Annotated in this window: 16 protein-coding genes and 4 tRNA genes; 4 read left to right on the forward strand and 16 right to left on the reverse strand. The window is 44.8% G+C overall.

What is annotated here, in order from left to right; genetic code table 11:
* Positions 1-99: 99 nt before the first annotated feature.
* Positions 100-612 carry a transcription elongation factor GreB gene (gene greB / locus ACMXYV_RS14795; protein WP_415889228.1) on the forward strand — a complete coding sequence of 171 codons (513 nt, stop codon included), beginning with the start codon at positions 100-102 and terminating at the stop codon, positions 610-612.
* An 8-nt stretch (positions 613-620) separates the two neighbouring features.
* Here greB and ACMXYV_RS14800 read toward each other — a convergent pair whose 3' ends face one another.
* The 12 genes from ACMXYV_RS14800 to ACMXYV_RS14855 all read right to left on the reverse strand — a co-directional run bounded on the left by ACMXYV_RS14800 (position 621) and on the right by ACMXYV_RS14855 (position 11,634).
* Positions 621-1,175 carry a GNAT family N-acetyltransferase gene (locus tag ACMXYV_RS14800; protein ID WP_415889229.1) on the reverse strand — a complete coding sequence of 185 codons (555 nt, stop codon included), beginning with the start codon at positions 1,173-1,175 and terminating at the stop codon, positions 621-623.
* A gap of 96 nt (positions 1,176-1,271) precedes the next feature.
* On the reverse strand, positions 1,272-2,066 hold the full coding sequence (locus tag ACMXYV_RS14805; RefSeq protein WP_415889230.1) for a hypothetical protein: 795 nt from the start codon (positions 2,064-2,066) through the stop codon (positions 1,272-1,274).
* Between the two features lie 290 nt (positions 2,067-2,356).
* A complete protein-coding gene (locus tag ACMXYV_RS14810) occupies positions 2,357-2,557 on the reverse strand; it encodes a hypothetical protein (RefSeq protein WP_415889231.1) in 201 nt (66 codons plus the stop codon).
* Positions 2,558-3,022: 465 nt separating this feature from the next.
* Complete coding sequence (locus tag ACMXYV_RS14815) at positions 3,023-4,660, reverse strand: sensor domain-containing diguanylate cyclase (RefSeq protein ID WP_415889232.1); 1,638 nt, start codon at positions 4,658-4,660, stop codon at positions 3,023-3,025.
* A gap of 255 nt (positions 4,661-4,915) precedes the next feature.
* Entirely contained in the window at positions 4,916-5,848 is a 933-nt protein-coding gene (locus tag ACMXYV_RS14820) for a diguanylate cyclase (protein WP_415889233.1), read from the reverse strand.
* Between the two features lie 489 nt (positions 5,849-6,337).
* Positions 6,338-6,413: transfer RNA gene (locus ACMXYV_RS14825), tRNA-Lys, on the reverse strand.
* A gap of 41 nt (positions 6,414-6,454) precedes the next feature.
* Positions 6,455-6,530 (reverse strand) — tRNA-Lys (locus ACMXYV_RS14830).
* Positions 6,531-6,541: 11 nt separating this feature from the next.
* Positions 6,542-6,617: transfer RNA gene (locus ACMXYV_RS14835), tRNA-Asn, on the reverse strand.
* A gap of 17 nt (positions 6,618-6,634) precedes the next feature.
* Positions 6,635-6,722 (reverse strand) — tRNA-Ser (locus ACMXYV_RS14840).
* A 177-nt stretch (positions 6,723-6,899) separates the two neighbouring features.
* Positions 6,900-8,549: an electron transfer flavoprotein-ubiquinone oxidoreductase gene (locus tag ACMXYV_RS14845; protein WP_415891454.1), complete on the reverse strand. Its 1,650-nt coding sequence runs from the start codon at positions 8,547-8,549 to the stop codon at positions 6,900-6,902.
* 40 nt (positions 8,550-8,589) lie between these two features.
* Positions 8,590-10,368 (reverse strand): acyl-CoA dehydrogenase, encoded by a 1,779-nt coding sequence (locus ACMXYV_RS14850; protein WP_415889234.1) that lies wholly within the window; start codon positions 10,366-10,368, stop codon positions 8,590-8,592.
* A gap of 207 nt (positions 10,369-10,575) precedes the next feature.
* Complete coding sequence (locus tag ACMXYV_RS14855) at positions 10,576-11,634, reverse strand: AraC family transcriptional regulator (protein ID WP_415889235.1); 1,059 nt, start codon at positions 11,632-11,634, stop codon at positions 10,576-10,578.
* 283 nt (positions 11,635-11,917) lie between these two features.
* On the opposite strand from ACMXYV_RS14855, the gene ACMXYV_RS14860 reads away from it, so the two are divergent.
* From ACMXYV_RS14860 to ACMXYV_RS14870, 3 genes are all read left to right on the forward strand, one after another.
* Positions 11,918-13,831, forward strand: a complete 1,914-nt coding sequence (locus tag ACMXYV_RS14860; RefSeq protein WP_415889236.1) for a DUF1302 domain-containing protein — start codon at positions 11,918-11,920, stop codon at positions 13,829-13,831.
* A 28-nt stretch (positions 13,832-13,859) separates the two neighbouring features.
* Positions 13,860-15,200, forward strand: coding sequence for a DUF1329 domain-containing protein (locus tag ACMXYV_RS14865; protein ID WP_415889237.1), 1,341 nt, complete (start codon positions 13,860-13,862; stop codon positions 15,198-15,200).
* Between the two features lie 183 nt (positions 15,201-15,383).
* Positions 15,384-16,220 carry a S1 RNA-binding domain-containing protein gene (locus ACMXYV_RS14870; protein ID WP_415889238.1) on the forward strand — a complete coding sequence of 279 codons (837 nt, stop codon included), beginning with the start codon at positions 15,384-15,386 and terminating at the stop codon, positions 16,218-16,220.
* 103 nt (positions 16,221-16,323) lie between these two features.
* On the opposite strand, the gene ACMXYV_RS14875 is transcribed toward ACMXYV_RS14870, so the two are convergent.
* The 4 genes from ACMXYV_RS14875 to ACMXYV_RS14890 all read right to left on the reverse strand — a co-directional run bounded on the left by ACMXYV_RS14875 (position 16,324) and on the right by ACMXYV_RS14890 (position 22,118).
* Complete coding sequence (locus ACMXYV_RS14875; RefSeq protein WP_415889239.1) at positions 16,324-17,058, reverse strand: glutathione peroxidase; 735 nt, start codon at positions 17,056-17,058, stop codon at positions 16,324-16,326.
* 139 nt (positions 17,059-17,197) lie between these two features.
* Positions 17,198-19,381 (reverse strand): putative bifunctional diguanylate cyclase/phosphodiesterase, encoded by a 2,184-nt coding sequence (locus ACMXYV_RS14880; RefSeq protein WP_415889240.1) that lies wholly within the window; start codon positions 19,379-19,381, stop codon positions 17,198-17,200.
* Positions 19,382-19,573: 192 nt separating this feature from the next.
* Complete coding sequence (locus ACMXYV_RS14885) at positions 19,574-20,602, reverse strand: succinylglutamate desuccinylase/aspartoacylase family protein (RefSeq protein WP_415889241.1); 1,029 nt, start codon at positions 20,600-20,602, stop codon at positions 19,574-19,576.
* 37 nt (positions 20,603-20,639) lie between these two features.
* Positions 20,640-22,118, reverse strand: coding sequence for a glutamate-cysteine ligase family protein (locus ACMXYV_RS14890; protein ID WP_415889242.1), 1,479 nt, complete (start codon positions 22,116-22,118; stop codon positions 20,640-20,642).
* Between the last annotated feature and the right edge of the window lie 6 nt (positions 22,119-22,124).

Consider the following 22,124-nt stretch of genomic DNA (forward strand, 5'->3'; position numbering starts at 1 on the left):
CGGAAGTAATAATCTAGTATTGAAACTAGTGACGACTGTATCGGCAAAACGCTAAACTTCTTTACTGAAAATCACAGAAAAATTAGAGATAAAACCACCATGGGAAGATGGCGCCCCCCTCAACCTCGAAGCTCTAAATACATTACAGCCGAAGGCTATAAAGAGCTAAACGACGAGCTAAAATATCTTTGGAAGGTAAAACGTCCTGAAATAACCCAATCGGTAAAAGAAGCTGCGGCTCAAGGCGACCGCTCCGAGAACGCAGAATATATCTACGGCAAAAAGCAGCTGCGTGAGATCGACCGCCGCGTTCGTTACCTCTCCAAACGCTTAGAAGATATGGTCGTAGTAGACCGTGCTCCAGCCCCAGATAAACGCGATACCGTATTTTTCGGTGCTTGGGTTACGCTGTTAGATGAAGAGGATGAAGAAAAACGCCACCGCATCGTCGGCCCTGACGAGATAGGTGCAGGCTCCGACTACATCTCAATGGACTCCCCCCTCGCTAAGCTACTTCTAAAAAAACAGCTAGGCGAAGAAGTATGCTTAGAGAAACCGGATGGCAGCGAAGTTTGGTACGAAATCACTAAGATCGAGTACGCTTCATCTTGATCTAAAGCCTAAAGCGATTTAGCCCACTCATCACGCGTGATTCTAAACAACACATGTTCGTACAGTGGGCTTTCCGATGGTACAGCAGGATGATTGAAGTTATTCCCCGTATCCCGCAGACCCAAACGTGTCATTACCGCTTGTGAACGTAAGTTAGGCACCGCCGTAAACGACACCACCTCATCAAGCCCCAACTCGACAAAAGCAAACTCCAACACTTTCTGAGCCGCTTCAGTCGCGTAACCCTTACCCCAAAATGCTGTACTCAACCGCCAACCCACTTCTACACAGGGAGAACAAGGCAGCTCTATCAAAGGGCTATTCAAACCAACAAAACCAATAAACTGACCAGACGCTTTCTCTTCAACAGCCCATAATCCCCAACCGTTTACATCAATACGACGCTGCAGTTCAATCGCCAATACATCACTTTCCTCACGGGACAGCGTACTTGGGAAATACTCCATCACATCAGAGTCGGAATTGATTTGCTCGAAGAAAGGTTGGGAATCGGATTCTCGCCAAGAGCGTAGGATAAGTCTTTCGGTGGATAATATTTGCATGATGATTATGCTTTAAGGGAGCTAAGAAATTTTAGTGCGCCTGAAGCTAACACAATGTGGAAATTAACGCTTAGTGAAGTGGTGAAGCACGCCTTGTTAGCCCTTTTTGTGCAGAGTGCCATCAACGACGTAACAATTTTTCTTGTGCGCAACAAATCTCTTGGCTCCCTGTTCTATTCCATGACTATCTTGCCAGTCATCTTCCCAATCGTCGACATTTAGCAAAGGATCATCATAGTCTTCCGGGAATTTCAGAAAGTTGTAAATAGCTATTACTGATTCCGGTGATAATGGCCTTAATTCTGGCTCGGGGAGGTTCTTGTCTATTACCACACGATGCGCTTCAACTTTGTTACTACCTATTTTAGCTGCCTCATCTAGGGATTCTTCGGTTTCCCAGGTTTCAATACCGTAGAAGAACTGTGGCGGCAATGGTTGACGATTGCTGTGATTCTCAGTTTTTACCGAAAGAGCACTATAAAGTTCTGTTCTTAGCTGCTCCTCTACCAATAAATACGCTTTAGTAATATCGGGGGTTTTGATGTCATTTTTTAAGGCCAATGTTTGTAATAAAAGCCTAGCTGCCCTAACCCAAATTATTCTGTCGTTATTTCTATCCTTCAATAAATCATAAACTTCATCAAATGAATCCCTAGCCAAATTTAGGTAAATTTCGTCACTTTTCCTCTGGCGATCTGATGCTTGAGAGTCCTTGTCGCGGAGGTAGGTAATAGATGCAATTAAAACACCGGAGCTAATGGCTATTGCTGGCAGCGTAATCATTTTACTTTGCTCAATAATACACTCTGGTATCAAGCCGAATAGATTGCCTATCGCTGTAGCCATCGTCCCAATGGCAATAGCAATTAAAATTTTGACTAAAGTATTCATTCGACTTCTATGTCCTTGTAGCGCAACGCCCAACATAAAGGGTCAGAGCGCAGCGACGGTACAAGCCCGAAAGGCGACTTTTGATGTTTTTGTTATGCATCAGCAAACTCCGCTGTTGGAACGGAGTCCGTTAGTATATTGAGACATCCATTTGTTGTAGCTATAAACCATTCTTTAACTTCAACTGCTTGACTCACATGAAGAAGTCCAGGGTCAATTCTCTCTCCATTCGACCAGCCTCCCGAAAGCAGCTCATAAACATGATACGGAGTGATAAATTTATGTGATTTTCAATACATTAAAAGATCTCCCTCGTCTAAATATCGATAACCTCGAGCATATTCAAAGTAGACCTTAAGCTCCCTTCTGGAACCAAACGAATCGACTGTATCGATTAGAACAGTTAAGCCTTCAGAAGAGTCTACGACCGCGAATATATCGCTTTCATGCCGTTCAGTAGAATGCTTTGGACCTAGAGGTCGTACTTCCATGCTTAAACCTTGTGTGCATAACATTTTTATAGACGAGGGCCCGTATATCTACCCTAACCGTATTTGCTTGAAAACAGATGTAACGAATTGAAAAGAAAGGAATAAACTAGAAATAACAAAGATTCTTCCGTGACAAACCGCGCACGCTCTATATCAACTGATATACGGGGGTCCGTGTATAAACCACGCTAGACTTCCATCTGTCTGATTTACTTACTTTTTTAACTTATTCTTTATGGCAAAACAAGCAAGCTGTACCGAGAAACATGTCTAAATCGGTACTAAATTTGCCAAGCCCTAAATAATCAGTTTGTTTATTTACTACAGGTCGTTTGCTTATGCCCACTTTTGGCACAAAGCAGAAGCTACAATCACACCAACGCTTTTTCTCTAGGCGCAGCCGTCCTCTAGCCACGCAGTGGCGTCCTAAAAAGCGAAGCCAATCTCTAGCCGCGAAGCGGCGTCCTAAACAGATTGAGACTTAAATTTCTGCTTAGCTTTATACATATCTTGGTCAGCAATACGTAAAAGCTCTTCAGCTGCACCTGCATCATCCGGAAAACAACTGACTCCAATACTGACACTTACTTTACGACTAGATAGTTGCTCTACAAAGAACGAGTTTTCTATGGCCTGGTGGATCTTATTGACAATGAAATTAGCTTCTTCCATGGAGTTTGTATCGACCAGCGCAGCAAACTCATCACCGCCAATTCGAGCAACAATATCTGTTTTTCTTAAACAAGAGACCAGGATTCTAGCTAACTCAATTAAGACCTTATCTCCAACCTCATGCCCAAAATTATCATTTATAGGCTTGAAGCTATTAAGATCAATATACAGTACCGCTATCTTTTTCAACTGACGCTCGGCGCGAATTAGAGCACTCTCTAATTTTGAAAAGAATAGCCTTCTATTTGGCAGCTTAGTAAGGGGATCCTCATAAGCTTTTGTCAGCAACTCCTGAGCTACCTGAGTGTGATCTTCTGGGTTTTGAAAAACCAAGACAAATCGATCAGCTAGTTTAGATTGGGCCGCAACCTTATGAAGCGAAGCAAAGTAAGTACTATTCTTGTTGTCACAGAGCTCTCCGCTCCAATAGTGGTTAGTTCCTAAGCACTCTTCAAGGCTGCACTTGCCACCTGCAGCATCAAAAAAATAATCAAATACGGAACCCTCTGGCTTCTCATCTAAATCAAATGCCCTCTGAGCCGCTGAATTTGCAGCTAAAACTTCAGACTGAGTATTTAGAATAAAACAGGGGTTATTGGTCACCTCGAAGAATACCGAAGCTATTTGACGATTCTGCTCGGCCTGACTTTCAAAGGTAACGTTGGTTCCAATGCCCAAAACCCCATTTACTTCACCGCTTTCATTTACTAACGGCAGCTTATGCATATCTAGTAGTCGACGTCTACCATCCTCATAGGTAACCCATTCATCATCCCTGTGAGCCTCCCCAGTCTTCAGAACCTGAGCATCTATACTTCGAACATAGCCTGCAGACTCCTTGGACATAAGATCTGCATCTGTTTTTCCTAAGATTTCATTCGAAGGCTTATTAATGAACTCCTCAAAACTGCGATTCACTACCTGATACACACCTTCATTATCTTTGGCAAAGATAAAGTCTGGTAGAGTGTTAATAATGTTCTTCAGCAGAGCTCGTTCTTTTTTTAGAAGTGCCCGTTCCGCTTCCAGTTTTTGAGTTGCGTTCACTAGCTCAGTTATATCTCGAGCTACCACTGCCACACCCAAGCCTTCCGTTAAAGGACCACTATAAACGGAGTGTTTGCTATGAATATGTAGGAGATTACCTTCAGGGTCTGGTCTAGAAAATTGAAATTCAAAGGACTCCCCAGCCAACGTTCTATCTAATGCAGGCTTCAAAAATCCGTTGAAGACTTCCTCACCATGAAGATCCCTAACGTGAGTACCTATAATCTCCGAAGCAGGCCGCTGAAACAAAAGCTCATAGCCACGACTCACTGCACGATAAATATAATGCTGATCTACAATAGAAACCGGATCATTTATATAGCTAAGAATCGATCCATCGATATCATTCAAGCTTGATGAGAGGGACTTAGGATCAGTACCCATATGAAATAGGCCTATAACAACTTTAAGATAAATATAACCACATTATTTACTTTTACCCTCAATAGCTAAGGGGCACAAGTCACCAACAAATTGATAATAAAACCTTCTTAAAAGCGCGCTATGAACCTAATAAAGCCTACACAACGGCAAATAAAAACTATAGAAATCAGACAGAACTCCCCAGTAATAACGATTTTTCTCTAGGCGAGGCCAATCTCTAGCCGCGAAGCGGCGTCCTTTCCTAGCAACTAATACCTAGCCGCCCTTCTCCTGATACATCCGACTATCAGCCTGCTCCAACCAATACTCAATCGCTTGATTACCCTTTAGCATCACACTGCCAATGCTGACACTAAGATTGTTTTTCTTAAGACCTTGATTGATACGTTCGGCAATTTTATCTAAGTCTGCCTGCGTTTCGGCTGCTGCAAGTACGACGAACTCATCACCTGACATACGCGCAGAGATATCATTCTCTCTTATAGCGCCTCGGATAGCTTCTGCCAGGTGTTTAAGCGCCTGATCGCCCGAGCTATGACCCTGCTGATCATTTATCCCTTTAAGGTCATCTAAATCCAAATAGAGCAAGCCCAAGGCCATTCCAGTGCGCTTAGCGAGCACCGAATAATGTGTTGCCACTGACATAAAACCACGACGGTTATAGAGCCCTGTTAGCTCATCTGTCATTGCGAGATTGGAAATTTCTTCATACTGAGAAAGTAAGCGTAGATCTGCTTCGATTAGATCCCTAAATTCACTCACCAGATCTAAGTATTCAGAGCGGTAATCGGTGGTTTCGAAATCCATGACACAGATGGTTCCAAACGGCTCACCCGATGGCCACTGCACCGGCAAACCTAGGTAGGAGCTAAAACCATCATCAGCGACTTCGGGGTTGGTATCCCAAGTAGGATCAGCTTGCGCATTATTTACATAAAGCGCTTGTCCTTCCTGCACCACTTTTTTACAAAAGATATTGGTATCAGGCGTAATCTCTACTCCCGCTGGGTATGGATTCGATTCCTGATCGCTGGCAATCACGACCTGATAGCCTTTCGGCCGATACTGAACGATAAAGCCCGCAGGTGCTTGAAAGATACGCGCCATCACATCCACTGTTTTCTGCCACTTATCCAATGGCACCAGATCATCCTTTTCCTCGATTACCCACTGGTCGGGATGCAACATAAAACCCTCTAAAGAAACAACTGTATAGAAACCACTCACTAACTTTAGCAGCTATTCAAGAAATAGAGTCCGAGCTGGATCAATAGTTCAGTAAATTTAAGGTCAGTGGCTAGTGGCTACTAGCTAGACAAGATTTTAAGTTTGCGTAGGAATAGCTAGTAAAGGTTTTTCTAACAACTAGCGAGCGAAGCGATCTCTAGGCGCAGCCGTCCTCTATCAGCGCAGCTGCGTTCTCTAGCCACGAAGTGGCGTCCTAAGCGGCGAAGCCGTGCTGAATTTCAGGCATAAAAAAACCAGCTCATGGCTGGATTCTTAAAGTGGTGGGTCGTATAGGATTACTAACGCCCTGCGGGCCAGCGTCGCGGGCTTCGCTGCTCTCTACAGGCTTCGCCTTCCGAGTCGAACCTTTGACGGTTCTCATCCTATATGACAGAAAGGCGCAACTATCTTGCTTATAGCAAGTAAAAACTGTGTAAAAATTAAGGAAAGTGGTGGGTCGTATAGGATTCGAACCTATGACCAATTGGTTAAAAGCCAACTGCTCTACCGACTGAGCTAACGACCCACATAAGATTGCGAAAGAATTTCGCTAAAGAAGTTTAAGAGTGGTGGGTCGTATAGGATTCGAACCTATGACCAATTGGTTAAAAGCCAACTGCTCTACCGACTGAGCTAACGACCCAACTCTTAAGATGGCTCCCTGAGCTGGACTCGAACCAGCGACCAATAGATTAACAGTCTACTGCTCTACCAACTGAGCTATCAGGGAACTGCTGTTCCAGTAAATGGCGGAGGGATAGGGATTCGAACCCTAGGGCCCTCTCGGACCGCTGGTTTTCAAGACCAGTGCTTTCGACCACTCAGCCATCCCTCCGCAGGAACGGCGCGTATATTATCGTAATGAGTTTTTGTGTCAACTAATTACGTACTGTTTTTTCAAAAAAACTGATTATTTTTCAAAGTTTTTTCAGTTTCTGGAAATTCGACTAAAGATTAACCAGAAACGATTAAAAAACAACCGGATAAACACGCCTCACCGGATTTCTACAAACTACATATTTGGATAATTCGGTCCGCCCATACCTTCTGGAACTACCCACTTAATGTTTTGGGCCGGATCTTTAATATCGCAGGTCTTACAGTGTAGACAATTTTGCGAGTTTATTTGGAATCTTTGTCCCTGTTCATCCTCAACCACTTCATACACTCCCGCAGGGCAATATCGCTGCGCAGGTTCGGCATAAGTCGATAGGTTTGAACCTAAAGGAATGCTTTCATCTTGCAGCTGAAGATGACAAGGCTGATCTTCTTCATGGTTAGTATTGGAGAGGAACACTGAACTTAGCTTATCAAAGCTTATTTCACCATCCGGTTTTGGATAACTAATCTCTTTACACTCAGAGGCAGGTTTCAGTTGTGCGTAGTCTGCATGAGTATCGTGCAGCGTAAACGGAATTTTGCCGCCAAAGATATTCTGATCGATGTAGTTAAAAGCACCACCTAACAACGGACCAAACTTATGCATCGCTGGGCCAAAGTTACGTGAGCGGAATAACTCGTCATACAACCAAGAGGATTCAAACTTCTGCGGATAACCGCTCAGCTCTTTACCACCCTCACCCGACTGAGTTAGCTCATCGAAAATCGCTTCTGCAGCCAACATGCCCGACTTCATTGCCGTATGCGTACCCTTAATCTTAGAAAAGTTAAGCGTACCGGCATTACAACCAGCAATGATGCCACCCGGGAAGGTCATTTTAGGCAGGGCATTAAAGCCGCCTTTCGTGATCGCCCTAGCACCATAGGAAACTCGCTTACCGCCTTCTAGGTACTGTTTTAAAACGGGATGATGTTTCATACGCTGGAACTCATCAAACGGGCTTAAATATGGATTGGAGTAGTTCAGATCGATAATCAAGCCCACAACGACTTGATTACCCTCTGTGTGATAGAGGAAGAAACCGCCACTCGCGCCATCACTCAATGGCCAGCCTGAACCATGCACAACTAAACCGGGCTTATGCTTATCAGGATCAATATCCCACAGCTCTTTTATACCCAAGCCATAATGTTGAGCATCGGCATCTGCTGCCAAATCAAAGCGCTCTATAAGCTCTTTACCTAAATGCCCACGACAGCCTTCTGAGAACACCGTGTATTTAGCATGCAGCTCCATACCGGGCATATAGCTGTCTTTTTGTTCACCAGCTTCAGTAAGGCCCATATCGCCTGTAGCGACACCTTTAACGCTGCCATCTTCATGATAGAGAACTTCTGCTGCGGCAAAGCCCGGGAAGATTTCAACGCCAAGTTGTTCTGCCTGCTCAGCCAACCAACGACATAAGTTACCCAAACTAACAATGTAGTTACCGTTGTTATGCATTGTTTTAGGGACCAGCATATTAGGCACTTGGGTCGCCTTTACCTCATCTTTGAGCATAAAGATCTGATCTTCAGTCACCGGCGTATTTAACGGTGCACCTTGTGCTTTCCAATCAGGAAACAGCTCATCTAGAGCGCGAGACTCAATGACTGCGCCCGATAAAATATGCGCCCCAACTTCAGAACCTTTTTCTACAACACATACAGTTAGCTCTTTTTCCGCCTCTTGCGCTTGCTGCATCAAACGGCAGGCTGTTGATAATCCAGCAGGGCCAGCTCCAACAATGACTACATCAAACTCCATTGATTCACGCGCCATATCACTCATAACTCACCTCTCTCACCTATATGGCGTCTACTTAAAACTGCTCTTCAGAAAGCTGCATCACCGCATCCCCACCTGCCATGACTGCACTCAACAGACCTGACGTACGTGGTAGCAGCTGCTCGACATAAAAGCGTGTCGATACAATTTTGCTTTCTAAGAATGGCTGATCGCTTTCAGGATCATTTAGCTTAGCTTGGGCGATGCTGGCTGATTTAACCGATAACCAACCACCACAAAGATAACCTAGCAACATCATAAAGCTCACGCTGGCCGCACCAGCGGCTGCTGGATCTTTACTCGCTGTTTCCAATACCCACTTTTTGGCGTCTTCTGCATGAGTAAGGGCATCACGGGTAGCACTAACCAGATCTTGCAGTTCAGGTTCGGAAATCTGATCAAGATCGCTAGCAATTTCGCTCAGCAGATCCGATAGTGCGGCACCACTATCTACCAAGGTTTTTCGACCGATAAGGTCTAAAGCTTGAATACCCGTAGTCCCTTCATAAATCGTCAATATACGCGCATCGCGGTAATGCTGCGCAGCACCCGTTTCTTCGATAAAGCCCATACCGCCATGCACTTGCACTGCAAGATAGGTCATCTCCTGGGCTAGCTCTGTGACCCAGCCTTTAACAATCGGCGTGAGAAGATCCGTTCGCGCCTGATGTTTAGCACGCTGTTCGCGGTCTTGAGCATTCTGACAAAGATCACTTTCGGCGCGAGCAACGTAAGTTAATGCGCGCATTGCTTGAACACCTGATTTCATCTGCAAAAGCATGCGACGAACATCAGGGTGTTTCATAATCGTGACGCGGGAACCATCTCTTAAAGTGCCTTGCACTCGCTCTTTGGCATATTCCAAAGCCTGTTGATAAGCCCTTTCCGAGATAGCTAAACCTTGCAGGCCTACGCCTTGGCGCGCATCGTTCATCATCGTAAACATGCAAGCAAGGCCATTATTTTCCTCACCGACCAAATAACCAATTGCACCGTCGTTATCACCAAAGCTCATCACGCAGGTTGGGCTGCCATGGATACCTAGCTTGTGCTCCAGCGCCACAGCAGAAGCATCATTACGCTGATCAGTCACCTGCCCGTTCTCATCCAACAGAAATTTTGGAACGATAAATAGAGAGATCCCTTTTACACCGGCCGGAGCATCAGGCAAACGCGCTAATACCAAATGAACGATATTCTCGGTCATCTGATGGTCGCCCCACGTAATAAAGATCTTCTGACCAGTAATTCGGTAGTGATCACCTTCTGGTACAGCACGCGTTTTCAAGGCTGCTAAGTCAGTACCGGCATCAGGCTCTGTTAAGTTCATGGTGCCCGTCCACTCACCACTGATCAGCCGAGGAAGGTAGTGCTGCTGTAGTTGTTCACTACCATGCGTTTCCAACGCTTCAATCGCGCCCTGAGTCAACAAAGGACATAAAGCCCAAGCTAAATTTGAAGATTGCCATACTTCGTTAACCGCAACCGAGAGTGCGTTAGGCAGGCCCTGACCACCGAATTCAGGATTAGCCGCAAGCGATGGCCAACCACCCTGACAAAACTGCTGGTAGACATCAGAAAAACCCGGTGTTTCCTGTACTTGGTTGTCAACTAATTTTGCACCTTGCTGATCGCCAACACTATTTAGAGGAGCAAGCTGTTCAGTGCCTAGCTTAGAAGCCTCATCTAAAACCGCTTCAGCCAAACCTTCAGCAAACTCTTCTAGACCTGCTGAATGACAAATCTGTTCTAACCCCACCAGCTCATTCAAGACAAAAACACCATCTTGATACGGGTATCGATAATCGCTCATTGTATAACTTGCTCCGTCTTAACCTGCTTATTGCTTAGATCAGCTCAGGCTTTTTATTGTAATAACTCGACGTTAATTCACATTGGGAAATGCTATTAACATAATCGTTCCAGCGCCCATATCCAGCAATAACATTTCACACCTCAATAACTAACAAAAACGTTCTATAAACAAAAAAGGCCCTATAAATCGGGCCTAATTAAAACTTTATGAATCTGCCAATTGCTGGCAATAGCTGTCACTGCGCCGATATTCTCCAGGAGTCATGCCTGTCCATTTTTTGAATGACCTAAAGAAGGCTGAAGGCTCTTCAAACCCCATCAACCCTGCGACATCATTGATCGATAACTGTGGAGAATTCATATAGTTAAGCGCAGCTAACTTGCGACACTCATCTTTGATCTTTTGATAGGAAGTATCTTCTTCTAACAATCGACGCCGCAGTGTCGATACTGACATATGCAGTCGATACGCCACCTCTTCAGCACTCGGGAGATCCTGACTGAAGTCTTTACCAATCAAAGCCACCACTTGGGACTTCAAACTGGTGTCATCATCCACCATCACTATCAGCTGATAAGGTGCGGTTTTTAAGAAACTACGCAGGGTTTCAGGGGTTTGAACAATTGGAAAGTCCAAATAACGCGCAGGAAAAACGATGGCATTATCGTGCTGATCAAATTTAACTTCTGATTGAAAAAGGGTTTTGTACTGAGTCACATCATCTGGTTCGGCAAACGAAAAATAGGCCGCTTTCAGCTCTAATCTTTTGCCAATTAGCCAACATAAAAAATGCTGCCACATCGATAGCGAAGTTCGAATACGCCCTGGTATTTCGTCTTTTAAAATCTCTTCCATAGAGACTTCGGCCGCGTCCGTTGTGGTAAACGAAACCTTGGCAAAACGCCCTTTACGCACCAGATAAGGTTTAACTTTTGTGCCGCGACAGATCTCATGAAAATCACTGGCACGATAGATCGCTTTCTCTAGCGTTGTGCAGTGAATCAAGCAATGACACATCATGCGGAAGGTACCATTTGGCACCTTACCACCACTCAACATTCCGAAATATTCGTCTTGAGCGATGTAATAGATACGTTGATAGAGCAAGCCAAACTTATCCGCTGGAAACTCAGTTTGGTTACCAATTTCGGCCGGATCGATCCCGACATGGGTCAGCAGCTGTTCAACACTGAAGCCTTGCTCTTCTACTAATTGCAATAAGTGACGAACGTACCCTGCAGGTACAGTAATTTTACGCTCCATGACTCTCTAACCTATTTTGTTCTTATTTTTTTAATGAAACGCACTTCCCTCTCTTATTCATGAACTATTATGTTAATAATTTCAAGCCAACGAACTATTTTGTTAATAACTTTGCCCTCAATTGTTATTGAGAGATTTTGTTAAGCCAGTGAACATGGATAGCGTTAAATATTCTGTAACTACTCTGTAGAGCCCGTTTTATAAACCTACAGGGCAGAAGCAATGGATTTAGCTAGAAAACACAATTTGCGCCTTAAAAAAATAACAACGCTAGGTGAACGAAATGGCAATAAAAAACCGGATTTTGCGTCGCAGCAAAAAACCATCCTCGGTGTTTACACGCCAACTACTGCCGTTACTAATTGGTAGTGCAGTAGGCATAAATCAGGCTCAAGCAATTGAATTTAATCTCGGTGATATCGAGGGGCGCTTTGACTCTCAGATATCAATGGGAGCCAGTTGGCGTATGGATGACGCATCTTCAGGGCTAATTTCAAAAGGTAATGGAGGCGCCAGTCTTGGCTCCGGTAGTTACGACGACGGTAACCAGAACTTTGATAAAGGTGAAACTTTCTCTCAAATCGTGAAAGGTGTACACGACCTAGAACTGCGTTATGAAAATATGGGCGTTTTTACCCGCGCAAAATACTGGTACGACGCTGAACTGGAGTCCGGTTCCAGAAACCATGGCCACTCACCTAACCTGTATGGCCCCGGCGCAGAATTAAACGATTCTGGATTTAACGATTACGCCAAGTTCGGCGGTTTCGAAGTATTAGACGCCTACTGGTACGGCGCATTTGATTTAGGCGAAAAGCCACTCGATATACGTATTGGTCGTCAAGTTGTTAACTGGGGTGAAAGTACATTTATTCAGGGCGGTTTAAACGCGATCAATCCGTTTGATGTTAACGCTTTCCGTCGACCAGGAGCTGAAGTTAAAGAAGGCTTACTACCGGTAAATATGGCCTTTGCCTCGTTTGGTGTGACCGATAATTTAAGCGTTGAGGGTTTCTATCAACTTAAATGGGAACCAACAGCGATCGACGGTTGCGGTACTTACTTTTCCAACAATGACTTTGTCGGTGAAGGTTGTGACGGTATCCGTATCCAAACGACAAACCCAACCTTATCGGCACTTCTTGGTGTTAACGTTTCCGATCAAGATTATTTCAACACCTTAGGCGCTGGAGGCGTTTGGGCATTATCTGGTGCCGATCTAGCTTCACCAATCAGCCCAGTTGTTAATAGACATGAAGATGGTCGTAGAGAAGCGGATGATGATGGTCAGTTTGGCCTCGCTCTTCGTTATTTTTCAGAAGACTTAAACAACACCGAATTCGGTTTATATCTATCTAGATACCATAGCCGTCTGCCTGTAACGAGTGGTGTAAACTCTTCAGTTACAGCAGGTGACCTTCCAACAATTGCAGGTGGTGTTAGCCCAACTGCAGCAGCCGTAGTTGCGGCATTTGATTCTGAATATTTCGTTGAATACCCTGAAGATATCGAAATGATTGGTTTAAGCTTTAACACCAATATTGGTGACGTTGCTTGGTCCGGTGAAATCAGTCATAAGACTGACGTTCCAATCCAGATCAATGGTCCTCTATTGGTTGGTGCTATTCTTCAACAAAATATTGGCGGTATCGGGAATACTGCAGCCGATAATCTAATCGCATCAGCGGGTGCTGGCGGTGAAGTGTCTGGTTTTACTCCATTCGATGTTACCCAAGTACAAACAAGCTTTGTTAAATTCTACGATCAGGTTTTGGGTGCCAGCCGCTTAACCATGGTGGGTGAACTAGCTTGGACTCACGTTCATGATTTAGATGAGAGTGCCAACGCGCTTAAATACGGTCGTAACGGTGCATTCGGGTATGCTGCAGGTGATACAGATGGTTTCGTAACTCAAGACTCTTACGGTTACGTATTGCGAGCTAACCTAAACTATCCAAACGCTTTTGCCGGTGTAAATCTAACACCGCAAATTAGCTTCAAGCACGGTTTAGAAGGTTATGGTCCGCAACCAGGTGCAGCATTTAATGAAGATGAGAAAACACTTGGTTTGAGCCTGACAGCTGATTACTTGAATAAATACCGTGTTCAGCTTTCTTATACAGACTTTTTCGGTGGAGACTTTAACTCTATTGAAGACCGTGATTTCCTATCAATTAGCGCGTCCGTTTCTTTCTAAGATCAGCAGATAAATGGAGATATACACTATGTTCAATACCAAGAAACTTCTGCTGAGTTCGGCGATTCTTTTTGCCTCGGCAAGCATTTATGCCGCAACACCTGAGCAGGTAGCTCAATTGGGCAATCAACTGACCCCGATCGGTGCGGAAAAAGCGGGCAATGCTGCAGGTACGATCCCAGCATGGACCGGTGGGTTAGAAAGTGGTTCTGATCGATATAGCAATCCGTTTGCAAGCGAAAAGCCGCTATTCACGATCACGGCAGCTAATGCTGAACAGTACAAAGACAACCTTACACCCGGCCAGATGGCGATGTTGAAGAAGTATGCTGATAGTTACTCTATTCCTGTGTACCCAACCCATCGAACAGCCGCATTACCAGCAGATGTTTATTCCGCAGCAAAACAGAATGCATCCAGCGCAGAACTAACCGATGGCGGCAACGGACTCTCAGGCTTTGAAACGGCAATTCCTTTCCCTATCCCTGAAAACGGTTTAGAGGTTATCTGGAACCATATGACACGCTATCGTGGCGGTGCATTGGAAAGGACTTTTGTACAGGTACCTGTGCAAGCTAATGGTAATTTCACTGCTGTAAAAATTAACGAAAAGATGTCTTGGCCGAGCGCTCTAGAAGGCGGCTCTGATGCTAAGAAAGATGACAATATCCTGTTCTACTTTGTACAGCGAGTTAAAGCACCTTCTCGCCTAACCGGCAACGTGTTACTCGTTCATGAAACTATGAACCAGATTACGCAACCTCGTCAGGCTTGGACTTACAATGCAGGTCAACGTCGTGTTCGTCGCGCGCCTCAAATTGCTTATGACGCACCGGGCACAGCCAGTGATGGACAACGTACGACCGATAACCTTGATCTATTCAACGGCGCTCCTGATCGCTACGAGTGGAACCTTGTTGGTAAACAGGAGCTTTACATTCCATACAACAGCTTCAAACTAGCTGATCGTGGATTAAAATATGAGGATATTCTTCAACCTGGTCATATGAATCCAGAACTAACGCGTTACGAGCTGCATCGCGTATGGAAAGTAGAAGCAACACTTAAAGATGGTGAACGTCACATCTACGCTAAGCGTACGTTCTACATTGATGAAGATAGCTGGCAGATTGCGGTTGTCGATCACTACGACGGTCGTGGTGAACTTTGGCGCGTAGGTGAATCCCACCAGTTCCAATACCGTGATGTAAATGTGCCTTGGCTTACTGCTGAAGCGCTCTATGATCTTCAATCGGGTCGTTACCTAGTGGGTAGTTTGACCAACGAAGAAGGTAATGGATTCGACTTCAGCCAACGCTTTAAACATAAAGATTTTACCCCGCAGGCGATCCGCCGCATGGGTAAATAAACCCGGTCCATGCAAGCAAGTAGCGTAAACGAATAATCCTATCTTATTCTGATACGCAGAAAGCCTCCTTATTTTTAAGGAGGCTTTTTTCATTTTAGAGCTTTTATATTGAGCGATGGACTAGGATAATACTGTGCTTAGCAGCAATGCTGCTCCATCTACTCATTATCGAAAGGTTTTCCCATGGCCGCTATCGGCAAATACAACACTCTGGAAGTAATCAAAGAGAAAGATTTTGGCGTTTATCTGGATGCAGGTGAACTGGGCGAAATACTTCTACCTAAACGTTACTGCCCAGAAGATTTAGAAGTCGGCGACAGCATCCGCGTATTTATCTATCTAGATACCGACGATTATCTGATCGCGACCACGGAAACACCAAAAGCCATTGTCGATGAATTTGCTATGCTGCCAGTATCAGAGATAAATGATGTAGGCGCATTCTTAGATTGGGGCCTTCCCAAAGATGTATTACTACCTTATAGCGAACAAAAGAACCGCCCCGTTGAAGTAGGCAAACGCTATCTGGTACGTCTATATCTGGATAAAAATACCAACCGTATTGTGGCATCCACCAAGATAGATAAATTTTTGGATAAGACACCTGCTAACTACAAAGCGGGTGAAGAAGTGCAGTTAGTCATAGCCAATCGTACCGATTTAGGCCAAAAAGCAATTGTTAACCACGAGCATTGGGGCCTCATCTTCCGTAGCGATGTATTGAAAACGGTTTACCCTGGCCAGAAATTTAAAGGCTACATCAAAGAAGTGCGCGCCGATGGAAAGATCAACCTTTCCATGCAAAAGCCGGGATACAGCAAAGTGGTTGATACCACTCAACAGATCCTAGATATGATGGATGAACAGGAAGGTTTTATTACGATAAACGACAAATCATCCCCAGAAATTATTTACAAACATTTTGGGATTAGTAAAAAAGCTTTCAAAATGGCAGTTGGCGCTTTGTTGAAACAGGGAAAAATCACCATTGAACCAGGCGGCCTTCGTTTAAAAGACTAAACTCCCTTTTTGTATAAAAAGAGGAACATAAAAAAGCCGTAGCAGATCTGCTACGGCTTTTTTGTTTCTCCTGTTCATCCTTAATCTTTCTTAAAACGTCGGTTTATCCTTTTAACCACGCCTCAAGATCATCAGCACCGCCAATCAATTCACCATCGATAAAGATCTGTGGCGTAGTACCGTTGCCTGAAACCGCTTGTAGCGTGCTGAAACTGACTCCGTGACTACCTAACTCAATCGCTTCGTACTTGTAACCATTGTCAGTTAGCGCTTTCTTAGCACGTGTACAGTGCGGACAACCCGGCTTACTCAATACTGTTACGCGTTTTGGCTGTTCAGCTTTTGGATTGATGTAATCCAGCATGGTATCGCCATCAGACACTTCAAACGGATCGCCTGGTAGATCAGCCTCAATAAACATCTTATCGATCACGCCATCTTTCACCAGCATAGAGTAACGCCAAGAACGCTTACCAAAACCTAGGTTGTCTTTATCTACCAACATATCCATCGCTTCACTGAATTCACCATTACCGTCCGGTATAAAAGTGATGTTGTCCGCATGCTGATCTTCAGCCCAAGCGTTCATTACAAATGTATCGTTTACTGACAGACAGATGATGTCATCAATACCATTTGCAGCGAATACTGGTGCAAGCTCATTGTAGCGAGGCAAATGCGTGCTAGAACATGTTGGTGTAAATGCACCAGGTAGTGCAAATACGATTACGTTCTTACCTTTGAAAAGCTCTTCAGTCGTTACATCTACCCACTCATTACCCTGACGAGTGTGGAAAGTAACTGCTGGGATATTCTTACCTTCGCTATTCTGTAGCATGATTTATTCCTCTAAATGTCGCGTCTGGTTGACTTGCGTTTCGTTAGAGTAAATATAGGTGAAAACGTTGGATAAAAATAATTAAACAAAACTAATCTAACGATAGCCCAAAGCTATGAGAAGATTATCGTTTTATAAATTATGAGTGAATCTCTTTAGGAAGGTATTCCAAGAATTGATCAAACGGGACTGGGCGCCCAAGGAAATACCCCTGCACATAGTCACAACCAAACTCGCGTAGAACATCTAGCTGTTGCTGATTTTCAACACCTTCAGCAACCACTTTAATGCCTAAGGTTTGGCCCATTTTGATGATTACCTCCACCAGCGTTCGATCTTGTTCATCGTCTAAAAGATCGATAACGAAGCTACGATCAATCTTCAGGTAATCCGCCGGGTAGTGACGTAGGTAGTTAATCGCCGAATACCCCGTACCAAAATCATCGATAGAGAAAGCGATACCTTGCTCACGCAAACGCTTGATCTTATCTAACTGACTATCGCCACCTTCCATCAATAAGGACTCGGTTATCTCAAAAACCAGATTGCTGTGATCCACAGCATGATCATTGATAATCTGTAACCAACGCTTATCAGCATCCTTCGGGAAGAACTCTGCCACAGAACGGTTGATCGAAATCTGCATATCGATCCCCGCCTGCTTAAAATTGCCAGACAGGTGGCATGCTTCATCTAAGATCCACTCGCCTAAGCTCCGAATCGCACCAGTCTGCTCCGCAACGGGGATAAAATCTACAGGTGGCACAACTCCTTTAACGGGATGGATCCAACGCACGAGCGCCTCACACTTGGCAATCTCTTGAGTGCCTAAGGCAACGATCGGCTGTAAGTAGAGTTCAAACTGCCCTTCGCGCAAACCTGCCAATATTTCATTGTGCGTCTGAACGTGCTGCTTTACTTCCTGACTCAACGCATCATTAAAGAAGAAGATTCTGTTTTTACCTGCACGTTTTGCTGCGTACATCGCACGGTCAGCATTCTGTAGTAGGGGCTGCATACTTTGACCATCTTCGGGATACATAGCGATACCTAAACTATGAGTAACCGAGAGGTACTGACCGTCAATAAGATAAGGCTCACCTAACTCCATCTGGAGCTTTTCGGCGAGCAACTCAGCCTGAGTTGCAGATTCAATATCACGTAGAATAATAACGAATTCGTCACCCGCTAAGCGTGCAAGTAGATCATCGTTACGAACAATTCTCTGCATCCGTCCAGCAAACAAACGTAGTAGCTCATCACCGGTATGGTGCCCCCAGTTATCATTAACCTCTTTAAAGTAATCGAGATCGATAAAGAACAGCGCAAACATGTGATTATGGCGCTGATGGTCATAGATCATCGCCTGTAGCTGCTGCCCGAAATGATAGCGATTAGACAAGCCGGTTAAAGCATCGTAGTTGGCACGATAGTTAGCGGTTTCTATTGCTTGAAGCTTTTCACGATAGTTGAGGGCAATTAAGTAAGTACCCATCGCAAGTACAAAACTGACCAACAAGCTAATCAGCCAATAACCCAGTATCTGCCTGTTTTTAACTTGCCAACCACCTTGCGGATAAGCAGCTAACTGCCAGCGCCCCAATGGCAATATAACATCGACCGTCACCGCATCAGGATGGAAGGTTTCCTTACTGCCAAAGAATACAGCGCCATCAACACCTAAACCATCACTACCTCTGAGCGCTATGTCATTGCCCCAAAGGCGAATATCTATTCCAGCTTTCTGTAATAGGTCTTCATCATCGATTACAGCCGAGACGATACCCCAAAGCATGTTCCTATCTTCACCAATAAAAACAGGTACTCGAGCTATCAACGCCGTGCCACCTTGGACAAGGTTTACAGGGCCAGACAAGATAATCTCATTGCGCTTGATCGATTCCATTACCGCAGGTAACTGATCAGGAAGCTCTCTGTAATCAAGACCTAACGCAGCCTCATTACCTTTGAAGGGATGAATATTGGTGATCACTAAACCCGGCGCCAAGGCAATATGCCGGATACTCAGCTTTGTCTGGAGATACTCTTCAACAAGACGTGAGAATTCGCCTTGATTGATATCAGAATTAATCGCGACTTCGGCTCTAAGCCCTCGTAATACAACAAGATGGGCATTGACTTCACCCTCTAAGCGAGCCCCTAAAGTCAAAAGATTTACAAATGCTTGCTGTTTAATATTTTCGCGAATACGCTCAAATTCATGGCTCACAAAGAAAGCTGACACCAGCATCACCACACCAAAGACAATCGCAGAAAACGCGAAAGGCTTTTGGGTCAGCGACTTTAAAATCCGGTGCATCATGAGTAATACAAGCTCTCTATACAATCAAATAATCGCGTTTAAAAGCGACGTGACTATTCAGCAGACATTATAAGACCTTAGTTATACAGCTTTACCGCTGCATAATAAATAGATTAAAGCCGACTGATATAACGTCAGCCATCATATTTGAACGACCACTCATGACGCAAGTTAATTAATCTTTTCAAATAGTTAGGTATCAACGACCTCATGTTCGGTTTCGGCAGCGGCATATAATAAGCAATCGCTCAGGGCGATATCTGGCCTTGTGGTAATCATAAAGAGCTTCAGCGATTGAGCTGTAACGAGCAGGTTACCTTTAATCTCAAAGAAGCGAGCGAAAACATCCGCCCCTTCAGCATCGTGAACTTTCAAATTCTGCTGGCAAGTTCCTCCCCCTAACCAAGCAATTAAAGTCCCACGTTCAACTGCGCCAAAATTAAATTCATCTAAATGCGTGGGTACAGTCAGATCGGTTCCGATCACATAACTATCAGCAAAGGCGATCGTCGTTTCAGGCTGCAGTTCTAAACGAACCGGCTGGCGGTACAGATCCAGATGGTGACCATGCTCTAACAACATCACCTCCTCTTGATAGAGAAACTTTTGTAAGCCTTGCCACGCAATTTGATTGGCTGTTTGGTCTTTTGCTCCGCCACACTCGATGGTTGCTACCGGACAACGGCGAGTACTTCGTTCCATCAAAGCGCCTAATCGCAGATCAGTGATCACCAAACGTTCGCTAAACAGAGAGACAAGTGCTTCATGCGCTTCGCTAACATATGTCACCACCCCAAAATCAGGACTGTGCCCTGAAGTGTTATGGATATCGAGGATGCACTCGGGCTGATAATCCTCAAACAGTTCTAAGATCTCTTCGGCAAGTTGCCCCGGCTCATCCGTAAAAGGCGGAAAGAAACAACGGTTCATATCCCGCTGCCCCGGATATACACGATTTTTATAAATAGGCTTTAAAATAGCAGCAGGGACGGATGGGATGAAACAGAGTAAATTAACCAGCGGTTTTCGCCCCTGTTTTAACCATTTATGCAACGCGTTTAGCCCTGAAGGCTCATTCCCATGTAAAAGCGTAACTAAGCCACGGGTCCGCTCAGTTTGCTCACCCTCGACATAGATCATCACCGCTTCGCCCATCTCTTTTAAGAACGCTTCTGGGCTTTCCAATAGCTGTTCAGAAGTAGGATTTATCAGCGTTCTCATACCCTATTCCCTTCCATATAAAGTACCTCCACAATAGCTACCATCCCACTACAGGTTTATTAGTGGCCGACAACGTCATATAACGCTGAACCATCTGAGTAAGCGCTTGATTGTGATTTAATTTTTTATATAACCGCTGGTATTCACGCAATTGCCAGTAGGCTCCTGTGATCCCTGTATCGACACGCTCTTTAATCACAGCAAGATAGTGATCCCGTTCTTGCGGATCAATCTTCAAGGCGTTTAACCCAGCATCAGCAACAGGCAAAAGCTCCTGAACAATCTCAGCAGTACTTAACTTTTTAAGTCCACCGGCCTGACTTAACACCGGCCACATCAGCTCCGCCTGAAGACCTTTTTCTGCAGCCAAATAAAAGTTCTTAACCAGCACACTAAATGGCATCGCAGGGATGATTTCATCCATCTGTTCCTGCAGCCCTTTGGCAACTCCAAGTGCAAAAGCTGCATTCGCGGCCATATCACAAGGAGTCGGCCCGGCGGGTAAAGCCCTAAGCTCAATCCGCAAATGGCCACCTTCTTTATGATCATAAACCGGCCTGTTCCAAGGCCAGACCGTACCGGCATGAAGGCACAACTCTTGTAGCGTAGCGACATCCCCTTTCTTAATAATCTCTAAGGTATTTTCGTCACCAACAACCGGCAGTATCGGTTCATGTAGATGCACCATCTCTGCAAACAGCTCATAAGCCCCCTCACGAACCCAGCCATTACCAAAATCGACACGGGAAGGGATACCTCGATCACACTCTTCATGGGAGCGCCCATCAATTGCTTGCCTAAATAAGGGAATGCGTGTCTCATGCCATAATTTATGCCCCAACATAAACGGTGAGTTCGCCGCTAAAGCAACCACTACAGGTGTAACGAGCTGAAGGGCATTAAACGTACAAGCAAAACGCTCTGGGCTGACACGAAAATGAACCTGCATGGAGCTATTAGCTCCTTCTAATGAAACATCTCGAGAACGCAGTGAAATAGGAGGATCACCTTCTATCTTGATACAGAACATTCTGCCCCTCAGCTTTTGTAGGGCTTGAGTTAGTGCGTAAAAACGAGATTCATCTGTGAGAGCTTTTAAACCAAAATCACTGCGCTTTAAAGTCGGTAGAATACCTATAGGCAACGCTTGCCCTTGTTCAGCAGCCAAATGATGATTTACCAATTCGATGGCACTAATCATCTCCTGTTCCATCTGACTGAACGGAGTGCCTGCAGCGCCAACCGGCTTTAAGTTGTATTCGAGATTAAAGCGATTCAACTCCAGCGCTAGCTGCTTATGACCACTACGATCTATCACTTCGCGATTTAAACTTAGCGGTCTCGCGTGCTGATCTACCAGATACAACTCCAGTTCAGCCCCTATGGATGAAGGCCCACAACCAAAACTGGGCCGGTTCAACATCGACTTCAGCCCGTCTAGGTTTTCCATTAAACGCCGTCTGAATTGGCTATAAGCCTGCTCACTAAATTTATGAGAACTAATTTCTTGTCCCATAAGCCC

It is taken from the genome of Neptuniibacter sp. SY11_33 (assembly GCF_047778025.1).
GTDB lineage: Bacteria > Pseudomonadota > Gammaproteobacteria > Pseudomonadales > Balneatricaceae > Neptuniibacter.

Bases quoted from the DNA above. Each gene is read 5' to 3' on its own strand.
- greB (WP_415889228.1), top strand. From the start codon at position 100: ATGGGAAGATGGCGCCCCCCTCAACCTCGAAGCTCTAAATACATTACA.
- ACMXYV_RS14800 (WP_415889229.1), bottom strand. From the start codon at position 1,175: ATGCAAATATTATCCACCGAAAGACTTATCCTACGCTCTTGGCGAGAA.
- ACMXYV_RS14805 (WP_415889230.1), bottom strand. From the start codon at position 2,066: ATGAATACTTTAGTCAAAATTTTAATTGCTATTGCCATTGGGACGATG.
- ACMXYV_RS14810 (WP_415889231.1), bottom strand. From the start codon at position 2,557: ATGGAAGTACGACCTCTAGGTCCAAAGCATTCTACTGAACGGCATGAA.
- ACMXYV_RS14815 (WP_415889232.1), bottom strand. From the start codon at position 4,660: ATGGGTACTGATCCTAAGTCCCTCTCATCAAGCTTGAATGATATCGAT.
- ACMXYV_RS14820 (WP_415889233.1), bottom strand. From the start codon at position 5,848: ATGTTGCATCCCGACCAGTGGGTAATCGAGGAAAAGGATGATCTGGTG.
- ACMXYV_RS14845 (WP_415891454.1), bottom strand. From the start codon at position 8,549: ATGGCGCGTGAATCAATGGAGTTTGATGTAGTCATTGTTGGAGCTGGC.
- ACMXYV_RS14850 (WP_415889234.1), bottom strand. From the start codon at position 10,368: ATGAGCGATTATCGATACCCGTATCAAGATGGTGTTTTTGTCTTGAAT.
- ACMXYV_RS14855 (WP_415889235.1), bottom strand. From the start codon at position 11,634: ATGGAGCGTAAAATTACTGTACCTGCAGGGTACGTTCGTCACTTATTG.
- ACMXYV_RS14860 (WP_415889236.1), top strand. From the start codon at position 11,918: ATGGCAATAAAAAACCGGATTTTGCGTCGCAGCAAAAAACCATCCTCG.
- ACMXYV_RS14865 (WP_415889237.1), top strand. From the start codon at position 13,860: ATGTTCAATACCAAGAAACTTCTGCTGAGTTCGGCGATTCTTTTTGCC.
- ACMXYV_RS14870 (WP_415889238.1), top strand. From the start codon at position 15,384: ATGGCCGCTATCGGCAAATACAACACTCTGGAAGTAATCAAAGAGAAA.
- ACMXYV_RS14875 (WP_415889239.1), bottom strand. From the start codon at position 17,058: ATGCTACAGAATAGCGAAGGTAAGAATATCCCAGCAGTTACTTTCCAC.
- ACMXYV_RS14880 (WP_415889240.1), bottom strand. From the start codon at position 19,381: ATGATGCACCGGATTTTAAAGTCGCTGACCCAAAAGCCTTTCGCGTTT.
- ACMXYV_RS14885 (WP_415889241.1), bottom strand. From the start codon at position 20,602: ATGAGAACGCTGATAAATCCTACTTCTGAACAGCTATTGGAAAGCCCA.
- ACMXYV_RS14890 (WP_415889242.1), bottom strand. From the start codon at position 22,118: ATGGGACAAGAAATTAGTTCTCATAAATTTAGTGAGCAGGCTTATAGC.